General features: G+C 36.9%; 21 protein-coding genes. 9 read left to right on the top strand and 12 right to left on the bottom strand.

The window, feature by feature from the left end:
* Window positions 1-12 precede the first annotated feature (12 nt).
* The 8 genes from sufC to ABJ955_RS04640 all read right to left on the bottom strand — a co-directional run bounded on the left by sufC (window position 13) and on the right by ABJ955_RS04640 (window position 7,927).
* Entirely contained in the window at window positions 13-762 is a 750-nt protein-coding gene (sufC, locus tag ABJ955_RS04675) for a Fe-S cluster assembly ATPase SufC (RefSeq protein WP_347373440.1), read from the bottom strand.
* 1 nt (window position 763) lies between these two features.
* The gene (locus ABJ955_RS04670) at window positions 764-1,171 is read right to left on the bottom strand and encodes a hypothetical protein (RefSeq protein ID WP_347373439.1); all 408 of its coding nucleotides are present in this window, start codon (window positions 1,169-1,171) and stop codon (window positions 764-766) included.
* A gap of 49 nt (window positions 1,172-1,220) precedes the next feature.
* Window positions 1,221-2,669 (bottom strand): Fe-S cluster assembly protein SufB, encoded by a 1,449-nt coding sequence (sufB, locus tag ABJ955_RS04665; RefSeq protein ID WP_347373438.1) that lies wholly within the window; start codon window positions 2,667-2,669, stop codon window positions 1,221-1,223.
* Between the two features lie 12 nt (window positions 2,670-2,681).
* Window positions 2,682-3,011: an iron-sulfur cluster assembly accessory protein gene (locus ABJ955_RS04660; RefSeq protein WP_347373437.1), complete on the bottom strand. Its 330-nt coding sequence runs from the start codon at window positions 3,009-3,011 to the stop codon at window positions 2,682-2,684.
* Window positions 3,012-3,140: 129 nt separating this feature from the next.
* On the bottom strand, window positions 3,141-4,247 hold the full coding sequence (locus tag ABJ955_RS04655) for a cytochrome c peroxidase (RefSeq protein WP_347373436.1): 1,107 nt from the start codon (window positions 4,245-4,247) through the stop codon (window positions 3,141-3,143).
* 9 nt (window positions 4,248-4,256) lie between these two features.
* Complete coding sequence (locus ABJ955_RS04650; protein ID WP_347373435.1) at window positions 4,257-5,093, bottom strand: MbnP family protein; 837 nt, start codon at window positions 5,091-5,093, stop codon at window positions 4,257-4,259.
* 25 nt (window positions 5,094-5,118) lie between these two features.
* Window positions 5,119-6,486, bottom strand: coding sequence for a hypothetical protein (locus tag ABJ955_RS04645; protein ID WP_347373434.1), 1,368 nt, complete (start codon window positions 6,484-6,486; stop codon window positions 5,119-5,121).
* 22 nt (window positions 6,487-6,508) lie between these two features.
* Window positions 6,509-7,927, bottom strand: coding sequence for a choice-of-anchor B family protein (locus ABJ955_RS04640; RefSeq protein ID WP_347373433.1), 1,419 nt, complete (start codon window positions 7,925-7,927; stop codon window positions 6,509-6,511).
* A gap of 181 nt (window positions 7,928-8,108) precedes the next feature.
* On the opposite strand from ABJ955_RS04640, the gene thiL reads away from it, so the two are divergent.
* Window positions 8,109-9,164: a thiamine-phosphate kinase gene (gene thiL / locus ABJ955_RS04635; protein ID WP_347373432.1), complete on the top strand. Its 1,056-nt coding sequence runs from the start codon at window positions 8,109-8,111 to the stop codon at window positions 9,162-9,164.
* A gap of 17 nt (window positions 9,165-9,181) precedes the next feature.
* On the opposite strand, the gene ABJ955_RS04630 is transcribed toward thiL, so the two are convergent.
* From ABJ955_RS04630 to ABJ955_RS04620, 3 genes are all read right to left on the bottom strand, one after another.
* Window positions 9,182-9,955 (bottom strand): alpha/beta hydrolase, encoded by a 774-nt coding sequence (locus ABJ955_RS04630; RefSeq protein WP_347373431.1) that lies wholly within the window; start codon window positions 9,953-9,955, stop codon window positions 9,182-9,184.
* A 74-nt stretch (window positions 9,956-10,029) separates the two neighbouring features.
* Window positions 10,030-11,319, bottom strand: a complete 1,290-nt coding sequence (locus ABJ955_RS04625; protein WP_347373430.1) for an aminopeptidase P family protein — start codon at window positions 11,317-11,319, stop codon at window positions 10,030-10,032.
* A gap of 221 nt (window positions 11,320-11,540) precedes the next feature.
* Window positions 11,541-11,744, bottom strand: a complete 204-nt coding sequence (locus tag ABJ955_RS04620) for a hypothetical protein (protein WP_347373429.1) — start codon at window positions 11,742-11,744, stop codon at window positions 11,541-11,543.
* 18 nt (window positions 11,745-11,762) lie between these two features.
* Here ABJ955_RS04620 and ABJ955_RS04615 point away from each other — a divergent pair, with 18 nt between their 5' ends.
* The 8 genes from ABJ955_RS04615 to argH are packed head-to-tail and all read left to right on the top strand — an operon-like array spanning window position 11,763 to window position 19,787.
* Window positions 11,763-12,431 carry a GNAT family N-acetyltransferase gene (locus ABJ955_RS04615; protein ID WP_347373428.1) on the top strand — a complete coding sequence of 223 codons (669 nt, stop codon included), beginning with the start codon at window positions 11,763-11,765 and terminating at the stop codon, window positions 12,429-12,431.
* Window positions 12,421-13,614, top strand: a complete 1,194-nt coding sequence (locus ABJ955_RS04610; protein WP_347373427.1) for an argininosuccinate synthase domain-containing protein — start codon at window positions 12,421-12,423, stop codon at window positions 13,612-13,614. Before ABJ955_RS04615 ends, ABJ955_RS04610 begins: the two co-directional genes overlap by 11 nt.
* Entirely contained in the window at window positions 13,611-14,585 is a 975-nt protein-coding gene (gene argC / locus ABJ955_RS04605) for an N-acetyl-gamma-glutamyl-phosphate reductase (RefSeq protein ID WP_347373426.1), read from the top strand. The genes ABJ955_RS04610 and argC overlap by 4 nt, the downstream gene beginning before the upstream one ends.
* A 1-nt stretch (window position 14,586) precedes the next feature.
* Entirely contained in the window at window positions 14,587-15,720 is a 1,134-nt protein-coding gene (locus ABJ955_RS04600) for an aminotransferase class III-fold pyridoxal phosphate-dependent enzyme (protein ID WP_347373425.1), read from the top strand.
* Window positions 15,717-16,667 (top strand): N-acetylornithine carbamoyltransferase, encoded by a 951-nt coding sequence (locus ABJ955_RS04595; protein ID WP_347373424.1) that lies wholly within the window; start codon window positions 15,717-15,719, stop codon window positions 16,665-16,667. The genes ABJ955_RS04600 and ABJ955_RS04595 overlap by 4 nt, the downstream gene beginning before the upstream one ends.
* A complete protein-coding gene (argB, locus tag ABJ955_RS04590; protein WP_347373423.1) occupies window positions 16,657-17,436 on the top strand; it encodes an acetylglutamate kinase in 780 nt (259 codons plus the stop codon). The genes ABJ955_RS04595 and argB overlap by 11 nt, the downstream gene beginning before the upstream one ends.
* Window positions 17,433-18,494 carry a M20 family metallo-hydrolase gene (locus tag ABJ955_RS04585; RefSeq protein WP_347373422.1) on the top strand — a complete coding sequence of 354 codons (1,062 nt, stop codon included), beginning with the start codon at window positions 17,433-17,435 and terminating at the stop codon, window positions 18,492-18,494. Before argB ends, ABJ955_RS04585 begins: the two co-directional genes overlap by 4 nt.
* 3 nt (window positions 18,495-18,497) lie before the next feature.
* Window positions 18,498-19,787, top strand: coding sequence for an argininosuccinate lyase (gene argH / locus ABJ955_RS04580; protein ID WP_347373421.1), 1,290 nt, complete (start codon window positions 18,498-18,500; stop codon window positions 19,785-19,787).
* A 21-nt stretch (window positions 19,788-19,808) separates the two neighbouring features.
* On the opposite strand, the gene ABJ955_RS04575 is transcribed toward argH, so the two are convergent.
* Window positions 19,809-20,189 (bottom strand): hypothetical protein, encoded by a 381-nt coding sequence (locus ABJ955_RS04575; RefSeq protein ID WP_347373420.1) that lies wholly within the window; start codon window positions 20,187-20,189, stop codon window positions 19,809-19,811.
* Between the last annotated feature and the right edge of the window lie 438 nt (window positions 20,190-20,627).

Raw genomic sequence — 20,627 nt, 5'->3', positions numbered from 1 at the left:
TTTGGTTTTTTTTTAAACCAATTCTTCCTTAATCCAGTCGTATCCTTTTTCTTCTAGCTCGTAAGCTAGTTCTTTGGTGCCAGATTTTACAATTTTGCCATTCATAAGTACGTGTACAAAATCTGGAACTATATAATCTAAAAGTCGCTGATAATGGGTTATTACAACTACGGCATTGGCTTCACTTTTAAGTTTGTTTACACCGTTAGCTACAATTTTTAAGGCATCTATATCTAATCCAGAATCTGTTTCGTCAAGAATAGCAAGTTTAGGTTCCAACATTGCCATTTGGAAGATTTCGTTACGTTTCTTTTCCCCACCAGAAAAGCCTTCGTTTAAAGAGCGTGAAAGAAATTTACGGTCAATCTCTAACATTGCTGCTTTTTCCTTTATCATTTTCAACATTGCTGCAGCAGGCATATCCTCTTGTCCTTTAGACTTACGGGTTTCATTGATAGCTGTTTTTATAAAATTGGTTACCGAAACACCTGGAATTTCAACAGGATATTGAAACGAAAGGAAAATACCTTTGTGCGCTCTTTCTTCGGGATCCAATTCCGAAATATCTTCATTGTCGAAAGTGATGTAGCCTCTTGTAACATCAAATTCCTCTTTTCCTGCCACTACAGATGCCAACGTGCTTTTTCCAGAACCGTTCGGGCCCATTATTGCGTGAACTTCACCTGCCTTAACTTCTAGGTTGATACCTTGCAATATATCTTTTCCTTCAAGGCCTGCGTATAAATCTTTTATTTTTAACATTTTACTTTTTCTTAGCTGTTTCTTCTAATTTAATATCTGCTTCTGAAGCTTTGTCGCTAACCATCAAAATTTCTTTGATTGTTAGGGTTTCTTCCCATTCGTTTTCCCCATCTGTATTTTTTGAAACAATCCCTCGAACGGTTACTTTAACCATATCGAAATCATTTGTTTTTACCGAAGCTACTTTTTCGGTAAGCTCTTTTGCCATTGCATCACGTTTAACACCATAAATATAAGTGGGGCCCATCAGTACAAGTGCGTCTTCTGAATTAATAAAATCACCACTATAAATTTTTGTATTTTCTGAGTTTTCAACAGTAACTTCCTCAGATTCTTTGTTTTTTTCTTCAGAATTTTTGCAGGATAAAACGGCAATTGAAAACATAAGCATCAAAATGATTTTTTTCATAATTAATGGATATTTAGTTATTTAAAATAATGAATTTTTTTATGAATTATTAACCAACAGAACCTTCTAAGCTTATTTCCAATAATTTTTGTGCTTCAACAGCAAACTCCATGGGAAGCTTATTTAGTACTTCTTTGCTAAAACCATTAACGATTAATGCAATCGCCTTTTCTGTATTGATACCCCGTTGGTTGCAATAAAATATTTGGTCTTCACCAATTTTACTGGTGGTTGCTTCGTGTTCTATTTGAGCGGTTTTGTTTTTTGCTTCTATATATGGGAAGGTGTGTGCGCCACAGCTATTACCCATCAATAAAGAATCGCATTGTGAAAAATTTCTTGCATTGTCTGCATTTGGCATAATTTTCACTAATCCACGATAACTATTTTGTGATTTTCCTGCAGAAATACCTTTTGAAATAATCGTGCTTTTTGTGTTCTTACCAATGTGAATCATTTTTGTTCCCGTATCGGCTTGTTGAAAATTATTGGTAACCGCAATGGAATAAAATTCGCCTATGGAATTATCGCCTTTTAGCACGCAACTTGGGTATTTCCATGTTACAGCACTTCCTGTTTCAACTTGGGTCCACGATATTTTTGCATTTTTTTCGCAAAGTCCTCTTTTTGTAACAAAATTATAAACACCACCTTTTCCGTTTTTATCACCCGGAAACCAGTTTTGAACCGTGGAGTATTTTATTTCAGCATCATCTAAGGCAATTAACTCTACAACTGCTGCGTGAAGTTGGTTTTCATCACGGCTTGGCGCCGTACAACCTTCAAGGTAACTCACGTAGCTTCCTTGATCTGCAATAACGAGTGTTCTTTCAAACTGCCCAGTTCCTGCTTGATTTATTCTAAAATACGTAGAAAGTTCCATTGGGCAACGTACGCCTTTTGGAATGTAACAGAAGGAGCCATCACTAAAAACGGCGCTGTTTAAAGCGGCGTAATAATTATCGCGTTGTGGCACCACAGTTCCTAAATATTTTTTCACTAATTCTGGATGCTCTTTTATTGCTTCAGAAATAGAACAGAAAATGATTCCTTTTTCTGCTAATGTTTTTTTGAAAGTAGTTGCAACAGAAACGGAATCCATTACAATATCTACGGCAACGCCAGCAAGTTTCTTTTGCTCGTCTAGCGATATTCCCAATCTTTTAAAAGTATCTAAAAGTTCAGGGTCTACCTCGTCTATGCTGTTGTATTTTGGTTTTTTGTTTGGAGCAGAATAATACGATATATTCTGAAAATCAGGTTTAGTATAATGTACATTCGCCCATTCTGGCTCTACCATTTCTTGCCAGTAGCGGAATGCTTCCAAACGCCATTGCGTCATCCATTCTGGTTCTTCTTTTTTTAGAGAAATAGCACGCACTATTTCTTCATTAAGCCCAACAGGAAAGGTGTCAGATTCTATATCTGTGTAGAAACCATATTCATATTCTTTGGTTTCTAATTCTTTTTTTAAATCATCTTCAGTAAACTTCGCCATCTTTGTTGTTTTTTAAAGTGAAAAACTTTCTCCACATCCGCAAGTACGGTTTGCATTCGGATTGTTAAAAACGAATCCTTTTCCGTTAAGGCCGCCACTGTATTCAAGTGTGGTACCAACGAGATACAAAAAGCTTTTTTTGTCCACCGCAATTTTCACATCTTCTTCTTCAAAAAGTTTATCATTTTCGCCTAAACTGTGGTCAAATTTTAACTCATAACTCAAGCCTGAGCACCCGCCGCTTTTTACACCAACACGCACAAAATCTTGGATTATATTAAAACCCTCTTCAGCCATTAATTGGGCTATTTTTGTCTTTGCATTTTCACTTACCTTAATCATATTAGATTAATTCTAAATTAGACCGCAAAGATACATTAAATAGTACTTTTAACCATAGTAATGGTAGTATTTAAAACTATAGTTTCATAGTTTTAAGTAATAATTAAAATCGGTGTAGTAGGCTGGTTTTTAATTTGGATCTTGAAAATCTGGATTGTTTATAAAGGAGGGGTCTGAAAGGGAAAGCAGGAATGCCTTTAAGTCTGCTTTATCTGATTCGGTTAAATGCACGCCTCCCACCGAGATAGCTTTCATGAGTGGGTCTATAGTTGGTGAGTATACTAAGCCTTCACTATAATGGTTTATTACTTCATCTAAGGTAGCAAAACGTCCATCGTGCATATAGGGTGCGGTATAGGCTAGATTTCGTAACGAAGGGGATTTGAATTTTCCATCGTCATTAGGATCTCCAGTGATGTTTCCAAGGCCTTTGTCTGTTATGATAGCATCTAAGCCATTGTTGTGAAAAATATTGTCGGTCCATAATGGGCTGTTTTCGTTTCCGTGGCAGTGAAAACAGTCACCACGCTCTTCGTCCATAAAAATTTCAAAACCGTTTATTTCTTGAGGCGTTAATGATCCTTCACCTAACAAATATTTATCAAATGGCGCATTGGCAGAGATAAGTGTTCGTTCAAACTGAGCAATGGCTTTTGCGGTTAGTTCTTTTGTAATATTGGAAGTGCCAAATGCTTTGTTGAAAAGTTCTGGATATATACTATGGCTTTGCAAACTTGCAACGGCATTTTCCCAAGTATTATGCATTTCTATGGGGTTCGCTACAGGTTCAAGAGCTTGACTTTCGATGCTATTTGCACGACCATCCCAGAATAATTTCTGATTGGTATTCCAAGCCATATTATACAGTGGCATAGAATTTCTAGTGCCTTGAATACCATCAATGCCCACGCTTAAACGGGTATCGTCTGTAAAGGCATTTTTTGGTTTATGGCAGGATGCACAGGCTTGAGTTCCATCGCCTGAAAGTATTGGGTCAAAAAATAGTTTTCTTCCTAAGGCTACGCCTTCTTCAGTTTGTGGATTGTCTGCTGGAATATAGGGTGGGGGTAAAAGACGTTTGAAAATAGAAGGAACGGTCAGTGGTTTTGGGGTGGGTATATACGCCTCTGATGATGGCTCAACAGGCTCCGAATCATTTGATGAACAAGCAAACAAAAGACTGAGAGCCAGAAAGCCAATGAATAATAGATGTTTTTTTTCTGACCGTTCCTTCATTTAAAAATATTAATCTGTGATGTCTCCAATACTAAAAACGCTTTCTCCGTTTTTATTCATGTCTTTTTGGGCTGTATAGTTCATCATTAGGTCTGTACTTCTGTCGTTCAAGTCCCAAACCAATGGGTTTTTGTACCATTCAGCAATATTCATTTTTATTTCGATTGTTGCATCACTACTAATTGTAAAATTTTTATCGAAGCTAAAAGCGATAAAATTTTGTTCAAATACTCCTACGCTTTCACGCGCAGTACCATTGTGGTATGCATAGGGTTGTGTAGTGGCTGTATTATCTTCAAAAGTACCTTCCATTTGCATAAAATGGTAGCCGCCTCCAAGCATTTCAGGCCAGTTCCAAGTGGCTGCATTTAGGTCTGGATAAGCACCACTTTCATTGTCTTGTTCATTAAAACCATACACAAATGAAATACCTGTATAATCGCCAGTGGTAAGTTTTGTTTCTGGGCTAAGGTTTAATGTTGTTGAATCTGTTAAATCAATTAAACTATAATCTTCAAAATCAACTGAGGTTCCATCTGCTTTGTGAAGTGATATTCTAGAAATTAAATAACGAAGTTTAGAAATTTTTAATTCGTTTCCAGCTTCATTGGTATAAACCGTTGTGTTAAAATCAGCAGCTGTTACGGGTTTTCCATCCCAATCTTGGGTAAAGTTGAAAGTAACATTTTGATTGTAAATACATGAGCCATCATCGGTCGTGGCAAGTGGATTGTAATTGGTAGACTCTGGGTCTATACATCCAGGAATTTCTATTGCATCATCATCATCACTACCACAGCCTATGGCACTTATAGCCAAGATTAATAAGAAGGTTATTTTTTTCATTTGTAAAAAAAAATTTATTTTTTGTTTATTTTAATTTAATGATTAAGGCGTCTTTAAACCCTTTGTTTGAAGGAATGTCATGGTCGCTGCTTTCGCTATTTCCTACTACTATTATTTTATTTTCGGAAGTTTCAATAGCTTCATTGGCATAATCTAACCTGGATCCTCCAATATTTTTCTGAAATTTTAAATTTCCATCGTTATCTATTATAAATACCCAGGCGTCGTTAACACCTTTATTGTTGTCTAAATCGCCATCACTACTTCGGCTGTGACCAGAAAGAATAAAATTTCCATTACTTCTTTCCACAATGCTTCTTGCGGTGTCAAAGAGGGACCCTCCAATAGATTTTTGCCAAATTTTATTTCCGTTTTTATCAAATTTAACGATCCAAGCGTCTGCATTTCCTTTTGGAGTTGTTATATCCTGATCTTCACTTCGAGAGTCGCCAACCATAATAAAATTACCGTCTTTGGTCTGGGTGGAGGCGTAGCTATTGTCTATTTCGCTACCTCCAAAAGATTTTGTCCAGAGCAAATCGCCAGTTGAAGTAATTCTAACTGCCCAATAGTCATAACTTCCTTTTGGGTCAGTTTTATCAAAATCAATACTTTCAGAGGTACCTGTCATTAAAAATCCGCCATCTTCTGTTTCTAAGGCATCATAGCTACGGTCGTTATTGCTACCGCCAAAAAACCTACGCCACTCTTTGTTTCCGTTGCTATCAAGTTTTATTCCCCAATATTCCCCGACTCCATGTAATGCTCCTTTTTGAAGATCGTTCCCAGCTCCTCCACTTGCAGAAACATCGAAATATCCAGTTATAAAATAACCGCCATCTGATGTTTGAAAGGCTTTAAATGCTTGGTCGCTTCCTGAAAAACCAAAGTTTTTATCCCATACTTTATTTCCGGAGGCATCAACTTTTACAATCCAAAAGTCTTGAAAGCCTTCGTTTCCAGAAACATCGCCATCATTACTTGTGGTAAATCCACTTAACAAATAGCCGCCATCGTTTGTTTTTGATATGGAGGCTGCGTTATCATCAGCGCTTCCCCCGTAGGTTTTACTCCAGAGTAGCTCTCCGGCCTTTGAAATTTTAATTAGCCAAAAGTCAGAATCTTTACTGGTTTTTTTATCAACAATATCGCCATCGCTACTTCGTGTAGTTCCAAGAATAACATAGTTTCCGTCTGTTGCTTCTACTATTGAAACTGCTTCATCTATTCCGCTACCGCCATAGGTTTTTACGAGTTCAATTTCCCCCATAATTTCGGTATCTGGATCAGGATCGGGGTTTATTTCGTCATCTTTTCCGCAAGAAAAAAACACAAATGTAAATGATAACAATACGGCAAGTGTTTTTAATCTAGGTATTTCAATAGATTGCATAAGTGAGGAAATAAGTTTGTATTTATTTTATTATCAGTCTTTTGGCTGTAGTTGAATTAATTTTCAATACATACGTTCCAGCTTGAAGGGTGGTAATATTGATGTTTTCTGAAAAACTTTCTGTAAAGTTTTTATCTAACACTTTTTGTCCAAGAACATTATAAATTTGAACGTTAGTGATAGGCTCTGATTTTGAAGTTATATTTACTAAATCTTCTGCTGGGTTTGGAAATACTGCAAATGTTGCTGCAGAAGTATCGTTAAGTCCTAATGTTGAATCCCTAACGATGAAAAGCCCTCTGTTTATATCACTAATCACAATGTTTCCACTTGCAAAATAAGGGTAAACACTCCAGGCGCCGTCAAAGTTTGCAGAATCACTTCCAGGGTAGGTGTCAAAATACTTAGTTTCTACCATGGTTTCACCGGCAATGTCGCTAATATCAAAAATTCGTAAACCGGCACGGTAACTAGAAAGATAAAATTCATTTCCTAAAACATAGCCGTTGTGGTCTATTGCTGCAACATCAGCTTCATACTCAAAGTGTACTACTGGGTTATCAAGGTCACTAACATCAAAAATAATGGTTCTGGTGTTAAATCCAAGATCTGTTTCATCTGTCTCGTCTCCAAGAATTAAGTAACGTTTGTCGTCGGTAAGCCATGCTTGATGTGTATATGAAGTACTACCATACAATCCTGTGGATATTCCAATTGGATTTGCTTTATCTGTAACATCAACAATAGAAAGCCTATCTGCATTACTTCCAAATAAAATTTCTTGCCCTGTATAATCTGTGTCTGGGCCGTCATATATTACTACTTGTGCATCGTGACAGTAGTTATCGTCTGTAAATTCTCCTTCTTGCACAGGATTAAGTGGATCTTGAATATTTATAAAGATTGGACCACCGCCATTTGCATCACGGGCACCTACCGCATACGCATACCCGGTTTCTTCATTGATAACAATATTATGGCAGTTTCCAAAACCATTAAAATGTGCATCTTCCGTAAACGTTTCTGGGGGGGTTGCAACACTTCTAAGTCTGGTAAGGTCAAAAACTTGCATTCCATGACTACCACTATTTATATCGCTCACAACAAATGCGTGGTCTTTATAAACTTTTATATCTCTCCATGTACTAGTTCCTGTATGTGTTGGTAATTTACCAAGGTAAACAGGGTTTATAGGGTCAGAAATATCTACAAAAGCAGTTCCATTTCCCAAGCCCATTATTGCATATTCTTTTCCATCTTGAGGGTCTGTCCATCCCCAAGAGTCATTTCCTCTATCAGATGTAAATGTATTTAAACCAATATTTGATAAAAGATCCATGCCTTTACATGGATACGGTCCAGCCATGCCATTTTCACATGGTGTTTGTGCAATTATAACTGAAGTGATTAATAATGTTAAAATTTGTAGTATTTTTCTCATGTTTATATGTTTTGTTAGGGATAAGCGTAAATGTAACTATATTTTATTCTAATAAACAAACGCAATGGTTTAAATATTAGTATGCTAGTGAATATTTAACAGTTTTAGTGAAAATGACTTTCATTTTCGTTTTTTGAAATTTGATAGTGTATTTTTGCTAAAAATTGCAATATACTACAAGATGTTTGATAATAAAGAAAATTCTAAAACAGGAATAGATAATTTAGGTGAATTTGGACTTATTGACCACCTAACCAAAAATTTTAAGCTAAAACAAAAATCAACCGTTAAAGGTATCGGCGATGATGCTGCGGTTATTGCTTGCGATTCAGATAAGGAATTAGTTGTTTCCACAGATTTGCTTTTGGAAGGAGTGCATTTCGATTTAAGTTATATGCCTTTAAAGCATTTAGGTTACAAAGCTGTAATGGTAAATCTTTCAGACATTTATGCTATGAACGCAACACCTACACAGCTTACAATTAGCATTGCAGTTTCTAATAGATTTCCTGTAGAAGCCTTGGAAGAATTATATGCAGGGATTCAAGCTGCTGCACAAAGCTATACTATAGATGTAATTGGTGGCGATACCACTTCGTCTACAACAGGTTTATTGATTAGTATTACCGCAATTGGAGTTGTAAATAAAGGGGAAGCAGTTTATAGATCTGGGGCAAAGGAAAACGATTTATTGGTTGTAACAGGCGATCTTGGCGCAGCGTATATGGGGCTTCAGGTTTTAGAACGCGAAAAAGAAGTGTTTAAGGTAAACCCGAATTCACAGCCAGATTTAGAACCATATTCCTATTTGGTGGAAAGACAATTGAAGCCTGAGGCACGAAAAGATATTCAAGCGCTATTAAGCGAATTGGACGTAAAACCTACTGCCATGATTGATATAAGTGATGGGTTGTCTTCTGAAATTATTCATATCTGTAAAAATTCAAACGTGGGTTGTAATCTGTTTGAAGAAAAAATACCACTCGATCCGCAAGTTATTTCTGTATGCGAAGAGTTTAACTTAGACAGTACCACAATTGCCTTGAGTGGAGGGGAAGATTATGAACTGCTTTTCACTATTAAAACTGAAGATTACCCAAAAATAAAAGCAAACCCACATCTTACAGTAATTGGGCATATAACTCATAAAAAAGAAGGGGTCCACCTAATAAGCCGCGTGGGCACAAAAATACCTTTGATAGCAAGAGGTTGGAACGCATTGAAAAACAATGAATAGTGTGTAAAAATCAAATTTTAATTAAATACATCTTGAAAAAAGGCTAAAACAGCTTCTTGGTTTTCAATTACACTCATATGCCCACCAGCTATAATTTTAAGTGAGACATTACAGTTTTCTGCAAGCCTTCTGCCTTCTTCTATTGTAAGAATTGGATCATCTTCGGCTAAAATTAGATGTTTTTCATTTTCAAAATTTTTAAAAACTGCGGTTCGGTCTTTTCGGTCACGCATGCCTTTTGCTGCTGCTTTTATGCCTTCCACAGGAAACGAATAAGCCTCCGCTTTTAAGGCTTCAATTTCTTTAGAAAATTTTTTCCGAGAGGTTTCAGCAAATAGATTTCCAATGGCCATGCTTATAAAAGCCTTTGGATTTTGGTCCATAATAGCAATGGCTCGGTTGCGATTTTCTTTTCGTTCCTCAGAATCTGCGATTGAAGTAGAATTTAAAAGAATTAATTGCACAACTTTTTCTGAAAATAATTCGGTATAGGCTAGGGCAACATATCCGCCCATGGAATGCCCAATAAATGAGGCTTTCGAAATTTGCAATTGCTGAAGTATTTGGGCCACAACTTCTGCCATTAATTCCATGGTGTGTATTTCAGAAATAACCTCACTTTTTCCATGCCCAGGCAAATCAATCGTAATAACAGTATTGTTTTTAGACAATTGTGGAATCAAAGATTTCCACATGGTAGTGCTTTCCAAAAAGCCATGTAAAAGTACAATCGCTGAACCCTTTCCGAAGGTTTCGTAATATATTGGAGTAGTTTTGTATTGAAAAATCATATTTAAAAAAGACCTGCAAGGTAAAAAACCCTACAGGTCAACTAATTTTTGTTTATGTATTTATTCGTTTCCTATTAGTTCATAATATTTTCAATCTCTTCGGCTTCAATAGGAATATTGCGCATTAAATTGAAGGGCTCTCCAGTTTTTTGAATAACGACATCGTCTTCCAAACGGATTCCAAAACCTTCTTGGGGAATATAAATACCAGGTTCAACGGTGAAAACCATGTTTTCGGTCATTTTTTCCCATAAAACCCCGTAATCGTGCGTATCCAACCCAATGTGATGGCTTGTTCCATGCATAAAGTACTTTTTATACGCTGGCCAATTAGGATCTTCGTTTTTTACATCAACTTTATCAATAAGTTTTAAGTTTAGAAGCTCCCTAGTCATTAATTTTCCTACTTCTTCGTGGTATTCTTTCCAGTAATTTCCTGGTACCAACATTTTTGTAGCATCGTTTTTTACACGGTTTACAGCATCATATACCTCACGTTGACGCTTGGTAAATCTTCCGTTCACAGGGATAGTTCGTGTCATATCGCTGGAGTAATTAGCGTATTCTGCCCCAACATCTAAAAGTAATAAACCGCCCTCTTTACACTGTTGGTTGTTCTCTACATAATGTAGTACATTGGCGTTGTTACCACTTGCAATAATAGGAGTATATGCAAAACCACGAGAACGGTTTCTCAAGAATTCGTGCATAAATTCGGCTTCAATTTCATATTCCCAAACACCTGGTTTTACAAAATTTAAGATTCTTTTAAAGCCTTTTTCTGTAATGTTACAAGCTTGTTGAAGTAAATCAAGTTCAATTTTATCTTTCACGGAGCGCAAGCCTTGCAATATTGGGTTGCTTCGTTCCCAGCTATGTGCAGGAAATTTTTGTTTTGTGGTTTTTATAAAACGATCTTCACGAGTTTCAGTTTCCACACTTTGGCGGTAATGTTCGTTGGTGTTAAAGTAAATACGCTCGGCTTGCGTCATTACTTCAAAGAAAATTTTATCAAATTCTTTTAACCAAAAAACAGCTTGTATTCCGGATACTTCGAAGGCTTTTTCCTTAGTGAGTTTTTCGCCTTCCCAAACAGCAATATGATCGTTTGTTTCACGCACAAAAAGCATTTCGCGATGGTCCTTATTAGGTGCATCAGGAAAAAGCACCAAAATACTTTCTTCTTGATCTACCCCACTGAGGTAAAAAATATCGCGGGCTTGCTGAAAAGGCATCGTGCTATCTGCACCAATTGGGTAAATATCGTTACTATTAAATACCGCGACACTCTTAGGCTTTAACTGTGCCATAAAGTTTTTACGGTTTTTTATAAAGAGTTTGCTATCTATCTGATCGTACTTCATGATGTGTTTTTTGTGAATTTTTTCAAAATTAATTATTTCAAAGTTATCTGTGTGAAGTAAAGGGTTAAAAGTGTATTAAATGAAGCAAATTATTTATTGAACACGAGTTGACTGAAACAGTGTGATTTCAAAAAAATTAAAAAGGAATTTAAGCTAATTTTTTTATCAGATTTAGAATAAAACTCTAAAAAAAGCAAGTTTTTTTATAAAAAGGCTTGTTTTTAAAAAAATAAATTACTTTTACCATCACTAATGAAAATTGAAAACGCACATACTACTTCATTTGCTATAAAAGCTACGGCTTTTAATAGTGCAATCGTGCGTTCTATTTCTAGAGAAGTTCTACGTTTCCGTCGCCTTAGGGCGTAGCTTAGTTTAGCGGGTTCCGTACCCAGCTCTATATCTCCTATTTTATTCTCTAACAATTTTCAACTCATTTTACAATGGAACTTACATTAACTGTGGCCAATAGCAGCCATTTTCAGTATGCTCAAACCATCACTGAAATTATGGAAGATGCTGCCAAAATTCGTGGAACTGGTATCGCAAGACGTAAACCGGAATACATTCAGCAAAAAATGGCTGAAGGAAAAGCAGTAATCGCATTATATGACGATCGCGTTATTGGCTTTTGCTATATAGAAAACTGGGAAGGTGAAAAATATGTCGCTAATTCTGGATTAATTGTTCACCCAGATTTTAGAAATTCCGGATTAGCACGTGCTATAAAAAAAGCAATTTTTGATCTTTCAAAACAAAAATTCCCGAATGCCAAACTCTTTGGTATCACAACCAGTATGGCGGTCATGAAAATCAACTCCGATTTAGGTTATAAGCCTGTAACTTTTTCAGAATTAACCCAAGATGAAACTTTTTGGAAAGGGTGTCAAGGGTGTAAAAACCATGATATATTACAGCGAACCGAACGAAAAATGTGCCTGTGTACCGGAATGGTTTGCGACTTGAGTAAAATAACGCAAGTGCAAACCGAAACGAACAAGAAAAAAGCTTGGAATAATTTCAAAGAATTTATGCAGGAACGAAAAATTAGGCTTCAGAAGAAAGCCAGTCTCTTTCAATTTCAAAAAAAACCAAATAAAAATGAAAAATAATAAAGTTGTATTGGCCTTTAGCGGAGGCCTCGACACTTCATATTGTGTAAAATATTTAAAAAATGAAAACCAGTTGGACGTTTATTCTGCGGTTGTAAACACGGGTGGTTTTTCATTAGATGAATTAAAAAGCATTGCAGAAAAAGCCATCCTTTTAGGCGTAGAAAGTCATAGCACCTTAGAAGAGACAGAAGCTTATTACCAGCACATTATCAAGTATTTGATTTTTGGAAATGTGCTAAAAAATAATACCTATCCACTTTCGGTAAGCGCCGAACGAATCTACCAGGCTATTGCCTTGGCTAAATACGCCAAAAGTATTAATGCTTCCTATATTGCCCACGGAAGTACAGGCGCTGGAAATGATCAAATTCGTTTTGACCTAATTTTTCAATTGCTAGCTCCAAACATTACTATTATTACTCCCATTCGCGACCAACAGCTCTCCCGAAAACAGGAAATTGACTATTTGACCAAAAGTGGCTATAAAATAGATTGGAAAAAAGCACAGTATTCCATTAATAAAGGGCTTTGGGGAACTAGTGTGGGGGGTGTTGAAACCTTAACATCTCATGAAGCACTTCCGGAAGAAGCCTATCCAAGTCAGTTGCAAGCTAAGCATCCTCAAAAACTTTCTTTGTTATTTGAAAAAGGGGAAATATGTGGCATTAATAGCGAGAGAATGAACCCAGTTGCAGCAATTCAAACCTTAGAAGAAATTGCGAATAAATATGCCATCGGGAGAGGTATTCACGTTGGCGATACCATTATTGGGATTAAAGGGAGGGTTGGTTTTGAAGCAGCAGCAGCCACCATTATTATTAAAGCCCACCATACTTTAGAGAAACATACGCTCTCTAAATGGCAGTTGCATTGGAAAGAGCAATTGGCAAATTGGTATGGTATGTTTATCCACGAATCCCAATATTTTGAACCTGTAATGCGAAACATTGAAAGCTTTCTTCAGGATACACAAACCACTGTAAGTGGCACCGTTTTTATTGAACTTCACCCATACCGTTTTAATATTTTAGGAATTGAATCTTCACATGATTTAATGACTTCAGATTTTGGGCACTATGGGGAAATGAACAAAAATTGGTCTGGTGATGACGTAAAAGGATTTACAAAAATTCTAGCCAATGCCATGCAGATTCATACACACGTAAATCAAAAAAAATGATAACAATAGGAATTATAGGAAGCAGCGGTTACGTTGCAGGTGAATTAATTAGATGTTTGCTTCAGCACCCTAATGTGAAAATTGATTTTCTCTACAGCCACTCCCAAGCCGGAGAAGCTATTGGAAAAGTACATCAGGATTTAGCAAATGTGGCGCTTAAATATACCGACACAATAAACTCAGAAATTGATGTGCTTTTTCTTTGTTTAGGACATGGAAATTCAAAAAAATTTTTAGAAAAACATTCGTTTTCACTCACCACAAAAATTATAGACCTCAGCAATGATTTTAGGCTCGAAAAAGACGCTGTTTTTCAAAATAAAAAATTTGTTTATGGACTTATAGAAGCTCAGAAAGAAATCATTCAGAAAGCAGATTGCATTGCAAATCCAGGATGTTTTGCAACTGCAATTCAGTTAGCATTGCTTCCGTTGGCAGAAGCGAAACATTTAAAGGAAGAGGTTCATGTTCATGCGCTTACTGGCTCCACGGGGGCGGGACAAAGCTTAACGGAAACGTCTCATTTTAGTTGGCGAAATCAAAATATTTCTATTTATAAAGCTTTTCAGCATCAGCACTTGGGGGAGATACATGAAACCTTAAAAAGCTTGCAGAACGATTGGCAGACACCTCTCAATTTTTTACCGCTACGGGGTGATTTTACACGAGGTATTTTTGCTTCTGTATATATGAAAACAGACCTCGATGAAGCCGCATTGCTACAACTGTACAAAACCTATTATAAGGAAGCCCCTTTTGTATTTGTAACCGATGCGGTTGTGCATTTAAAACAGGTGGTAAATACAAATAATGCCTTTTTGCAGATTCAAAAAGTTGAAGGAAAAGTTTTGATCACTTCAGTGATTGATAATTTATTGAAAGGCGCCGCTGGGCAGGCCATTCAGAATATGAATTTATTATTTGGATTTCCCGAAACCATGGGACTTCAATTTAAAGCTAATTATTTTTAATATGAGTAGTTTATTTAATGTGTACCCAAGATTCAATATAACACCCACTTTTGCAAAGGGGGTGTATGTGTTTGATGAAAATAACCAGAAGTACCTGGATTTATACGGAGGGCATGGCGTTATTTCTATCGGTCATTCGCATCCCTATTATGTTGAAAAAATACAGCAGCAGCTTGAGAAAATTGGTTTTTATTCCAATGCTGTTCAAATGCCTTTACAGGAAGCATTGGCAGTGAAAATACAGCAGCTTAGTGGTTGTAATACGCATCAATTATTTTTTTGTAACAGTGGTACAGAAGCCAATGAAAATGCATTGAAGCTTGCATCTTTTCATACGGGAAAAAAGAAGGTAATAGCCTTTAAAAACAGTTTCCACGGAAGAACCGCCGCAGCTTTAAATGTAACTGATAATCCAAAACTTTCGGCTTCTTTAAACCTGCATAATTTTGAGGTTGTATTTATAGATTTAAACGATGAAGTGAAGCTTTTGGAGGCTTTAAAACTAAAAGATGTTTGTGCCGTAATTATTGAAGGTATTCAGGGTGTAGGAGGTTTAGATATGCCTTCGGAAGCGTTTTTAAAATTTCTTGAAAAAAATTGTTCGTCGCACCATGCATTGCTAATCCTCGATGAAATTCAAAGTGGCTATGGTAGAAGCGGTAAATTTTTCGCACATCAATACGCTAATATCACACCAGATATTATAACAATGGCCAAGGGAATGGGGAATGGCTTTCCAATTGGTGGCGTGCTAATTCACCCAAAAGTTAAAGCCAAATCAGGGATGCTAGGCACTACTTTTGGCGGAAATCATTTGGCTTGTGCAGCTGCTCTTGCCGTAGTAGAGGTTATTGAAAAAGAAAACTTGGTGGTGCATGCACAAGAAATGGGCTCCTTTGCTATTCAGGAGTTTGCGGCGATTCCAAAAGTAAAACAGATTAAAGGAAAAGGCTTGATGTTGGGGCTTGAATTTGATTTCCCCATTAAAGAATTGCGAAACAGCTTATTGAACGAACAGTATATTTTTACAGGTTCTTCCGCCAATCCAAATGTGTTGCGAATTCTTCCCCCATTATCAATTCAGAAAGAAGAACTTCAAAAATTTACCCAAGCCCTTAAAAGTCTACTATCATGAAAAATTTTATAAGCCTAAACGATGTTAATTATTTAGACCAACTTAAAAACTTGGCGTTACATGTAAAGCAAAATCCATTCGCCTATAAGAAGTATGGGAAAAATAAAACCTTGGGTCTTTTGTTTTTCAATCCCAGTTTACGTACGCGGTTAAGCACGCAAAAGGCTGCCTTTAATATTGGTATGAATGTAATGGTTATGAATATCGATAAAGACGGCTGGGCGTTAGAAATGGAAGACGGAACTGTAATGAACCAAGGAAAACAGGAGCATATTAAGGAGGCTGCTGCAGTAATTTCGCAGTATTGTGATGTTATAGGGGTACGAACATTCGCAGGGCTAACGAATAAAGAAGAAGATTATTCAGAAACCTTCCTTAATAAATTTATGAAGCATTCATTGGTGCCTGTGGTTTCCTTAGAAAGCGCCACTTTGCATCCTTTGCAGTCTTTCGCAGATTATTTAACGATTGAAGAACATAAAAAAACCAATAAGCCAAAAGTTGTTTTGACTTGGGCTCCGCATCCAAAAGCGCTTCCGCAAGCGGTGCCAAATTCTTTTGCGCAATGGATGCGTGCTACAGACTATGAGTTTGTTATTGCAAACCCTAAAGGTTTTGATCTCTCAGAAAAATTTACAGAAAATGTAACGGTTTATCACAATCAGGATGAAGCTTTAAAAAACGCAGATTTTGTGTATGCCAAAAACTGGTCTGCATATGACACGTATGGAAAAACAACTGCTCAATTCAAGCATTGGAAAATAACTTCTGAAAAGATGCAACTATCCAATCAAGCAAAATTTATGCATTGCTTGCCTATTCGAAGAAATGTGGTGGTTGCCGATTCGGTTTTGGACGGTGATTCCTCCTTGGTAATTCAACAAGCGAATAACAGAACGTTTGCCGCGCAAACAGTTTTACTAAAACTTTTAGGCTATGAAAACTAAGCTACGTGTACTAAAAGTAGGAGGAAACCTGATTGATGATCCTAAAAAGCTGAGGTCTTTTTTAAACGCTTTTGCCAAACTACCACAACCTAAAATTCTGGTGCATGGCGGGGGAAAAATTGCTACTGAAACAAGTAAAAAACTCGGAATTGAAAGTCGTTTAATCGATGGAAGAAGAATTACTTCAGCAGAAGAGATTCAAGTAATCACGATGGTTTATGCAGGCTTAATCAATAAAAACATGGTGGCAAGTTTGCAAGCGTTAGCCTGCGATGCTATAGGTCTTTCTGGCGCTGACGGCAATACTATTTTAGCAACTATTCGTCCTAAAAAGCCTATAGATTTTGGACTGGTGGGAGATGTTGAAGCAATTAATTCAGCTTTAATACAAAAGCTTTTAAAGGCAGATTTAACACCTGTGTTTTGTGCGGTAAGTCATAATAATAAAGGGCAATTACTCAATACCAATGCCGATAGCGTAGCTTCAGAAATTGCGATTGCCATGAGCTTCTTTTATGAAGTTGAACTTTTTTACTGTTTTGAAAAGCAAGGTGTTTTGGAAAATGTTGAAGATGAAAACGCTGTAATAGCAACCATAGACACCGCTAAATATGAAACCTTAAAGGCGGCTGGAACAATTAAAGGAGGAATGCTTCCCAAGGTGCAGAACTGTTTTCACGCCCTAAATAATAATGTTTCAAAAGTAATTATTGGAGGACCAGAAGTTTTAAATGAAACCCACAAACAATTTACAACATTAAAATTATGAAGATAGTAGCATTACAAAACGAAGCGATAAGCTTGCTTCATTCGTTAATTGAAACCCCTTCTTTTTCGGAGGAAGAAGACCAAACAGCAATACGTATTACAACTTGGCTTCAACACTATAATATACCTACGCAGCGGTATAAAAATAATATTTGGGCGCAGAATAAAATGTTCGATTCCAAAAAACCGACTGTATTACTAAATTCACATCACGACACTGTTAAGCCAAACAAAGCCTATACCAACGACCCATTTAAGGCATTTGTGAAAGATGGTAAATTATACGGTCTTGGTAGTAATGATGCGGGTGGCTGCTTGGTTTCATTGATGGCCTTGTTTGTTTATTTTTATGATAAAAAAGATTTAAAGTATAACCTAATTATTGTAGCGAGTGCGGAGGAAGAAAATTCTGGCAACCACGGTTTAAATAGTATATTGCCCAAACTCCCAGAAATTGATTTTGCTGTAGTTGGCGAGCCTACGCAAATGCAACTGGCTGTAGCTGAAAAAGGACTTTTGGTTGTGGATGCTTATGCCCCCGGAATTGCAGGCCATGCGGCACACGACAATACCGAAAACGCTATTTATAATGCTTTGGAAGATATTTTATGGATTAAAAATTACAACTTCCCAAAGCATTCTGAAGCATTGGGGAAGATAAAAATGAATGTCACACAAATTGAGGCTGGAGAACAACACAACGTGGTTCCAGCCACATGTCATTTTGTAGTAGATATTCGTATAACGGACGCCTATACCAACCGTGAGGTTTTTAATTTTTTACAAGCTAATACCAAGTCAGAACTAAAGGCGCGGTCTTTTCGGCTGAATTCATCTGCCATTCCATTAAACCATCCAATTGTGAAGGCCGGTATCGCTTTAGGAAGAAACACCTATGGGTCGCCAACGCTTTCTGACCAAGCGGTTTTAAGTTGTCCTTCCCTAAAAATGGGGCCTGGCGATTCTACCCGTTCACATAGCGCGGATGAGTTTATCTATATGGATGAAATAAAAGAAGGCATTGAAATTTATATTAATCTATTCAACAAAATACTATAACAGATGAAACTTTGGGATAAAGGATATACCGTAAATAATATTGTAGATAAATTTACTGTTGGCAACGACCGTATCTTAGATTTACACCTAGCAAAATATGATGTGCAAGGCAGTAAAGCACATGCGCAGATGTTGCAAAAAATAGGGATTATTACAGAAGAAGAACTTCAAAAACTGCTAACTGCTTTAAGTGAAATTGAAACCACGATTGCTTCTGGCGCATTTGAAATAGAAGAAAATTTTGAAGATGTACACAGTAAAATAGAATTCGAACTGATTAAAAAAACAGGAGCCGTTGGAAAAAAAATTCATACGGCTCGTTCTAGGAACGACCAAGTTTTGGTGGCATTACATCTGTATGCCAAAGCAGAATTAGTGGTTTTAAAAGAGCTAACCCAACAGCTTTTCGACACCCTTTTAAAGTTAGCCGAAAAACATAAAAGCATTATCATTCCAGGCTATACACATATGCAGGTTGCCATGCCGTCGTCATTCGGTTTGTGGTTTTCTGGCTTTGCGGAAAGCTTGATAGACGATGTTATTATGTTGCAGGCTGCCTATAAAATTGCAGATCAAAATCCCTTAGGATCGGCTGCGGGTTATGGAAGCTCATTTCCAATAGATCGTACAATGACCACAGAATTATTAGGGTTTAGTACTTTAAAATACAATGTTACAGCTGCACAAATGAGTAGGGGGAAGCTAGAAAAAACAACTGCTTTTGCAATGGCAGCGGTGGCGGGAACCTTAGCAAAATTTGCTACAGACGTTTGCCTGTACAGCAATCAGAACTTTGGGTTTGTCAGTTTTCCGAAGGAGTTAACAACGGGTTCCAGCATTATGCCTCACAAAAAAAATCCAGATGTATTTGAACTAATTCGTGCTAAAGCGAATAAAATTCAGCAATTGCCTTCAGAGATTATGATGATTACCAACAACCTGCCTAGCGGGTATCATAGAGATTTTCAGTTGCTCAAGGAAAATTTTATACAGAGCATCGATTTGCTAAAAGATGTTTTGGAAGTAACAGCCTTTATGTTGCAGCATATTGAAGTAAACCCATCCATCGTGGAGGACCCAAAGTACAATCACCTATATACTGTTGAAGCAGTAAATAAATTAGTAATGCAGGGCGTTTCTTTTAGAGATGCGTACCAAGCGGTTGGAAAACAAATTATGGAAGACGAGTTTTTGGCAGATAGAACCTTAAACCATACCCATGAAGGAAGTATCGGCAATTTATGCTTGGAAGCAATACAGCTAAAATTTGAAAACTATAAAAAGTGGGACTAGCCCATGCAGAAGCCAAACGGCTTATTCCACTTTATAAATTGTTTGGGTGGCAACAAAATCCATCCCGTCCATTTTTGCTTCAAAAGTATAGCTGTCTTCATGGGTTGAAGTTATTTTAACCTTTAAAAACCTGTCTTTGTAAAAGGCAACTGCTTCTGGCGGGCCATCAATTAGTTGTAAGGTGTATTCGCAAGGGGTGAGCCACGCCACTTTATAGGTAGATAGCTCGTTGGTGCCAACAATTTTTTCAACTTGTATGGAATCATTTCGGGTTATGGTGCATTCAAAACTTATGGCGGGGTCACTCATTCTGAAATTTCCTGTTTTAAAATTGTCACAGTTTTCTTGAGCAGAAAGCGTCGCGAAAGTAAAAAGTACTGCTAGAAGTAGAAGGTTTTTCATAAGGTATTAGTAATTAATTTAAACCATGCTGAAGTTTTAGGGCTAGTTTGTAGGTGAGAACAAGCAATTACTTAGAGCCATTGTTGAGGTGTTGTTGTTATTGTTTTTTTATTTTCAACTGTTATTTCTGAACCTTCTGCAAGCATTATAGAATCTGGCTTTTAAGAAACTCATTTACGTTCTGATTTTAATCACAATCACCTAATTATCTCCTCCCCAATCCCTCGCTAATATACCAAATTAATTTTTTCGCACTACTGCTATAAATGTTTCTACTTTAACAAGTAGCATTTTGTTTTCTTCTTCCAGTTGGGCATTGCGGGTTTGTAACGGGGGTGTTGGTGGTAAAAGTGGGTGAAAAAAGGGATAGCCAAAAAGTCTTTTGAAGCTATATCCTTCTTCATACGTTTACCCTTGCAAAAGCCATCACATTTAATT

The organism is Aequorivita sp. Q41, from assembly GCF_039831855.1.
Taxonomy (GTDB): Bacteria; Bacteroidota; Bacteroidia; order Flavobacteriales; family Flavobacteriaceae; genus Aequorivita.
This window is presented reverse-complemented; position numbering and strand designations above follow the sequence as displayed.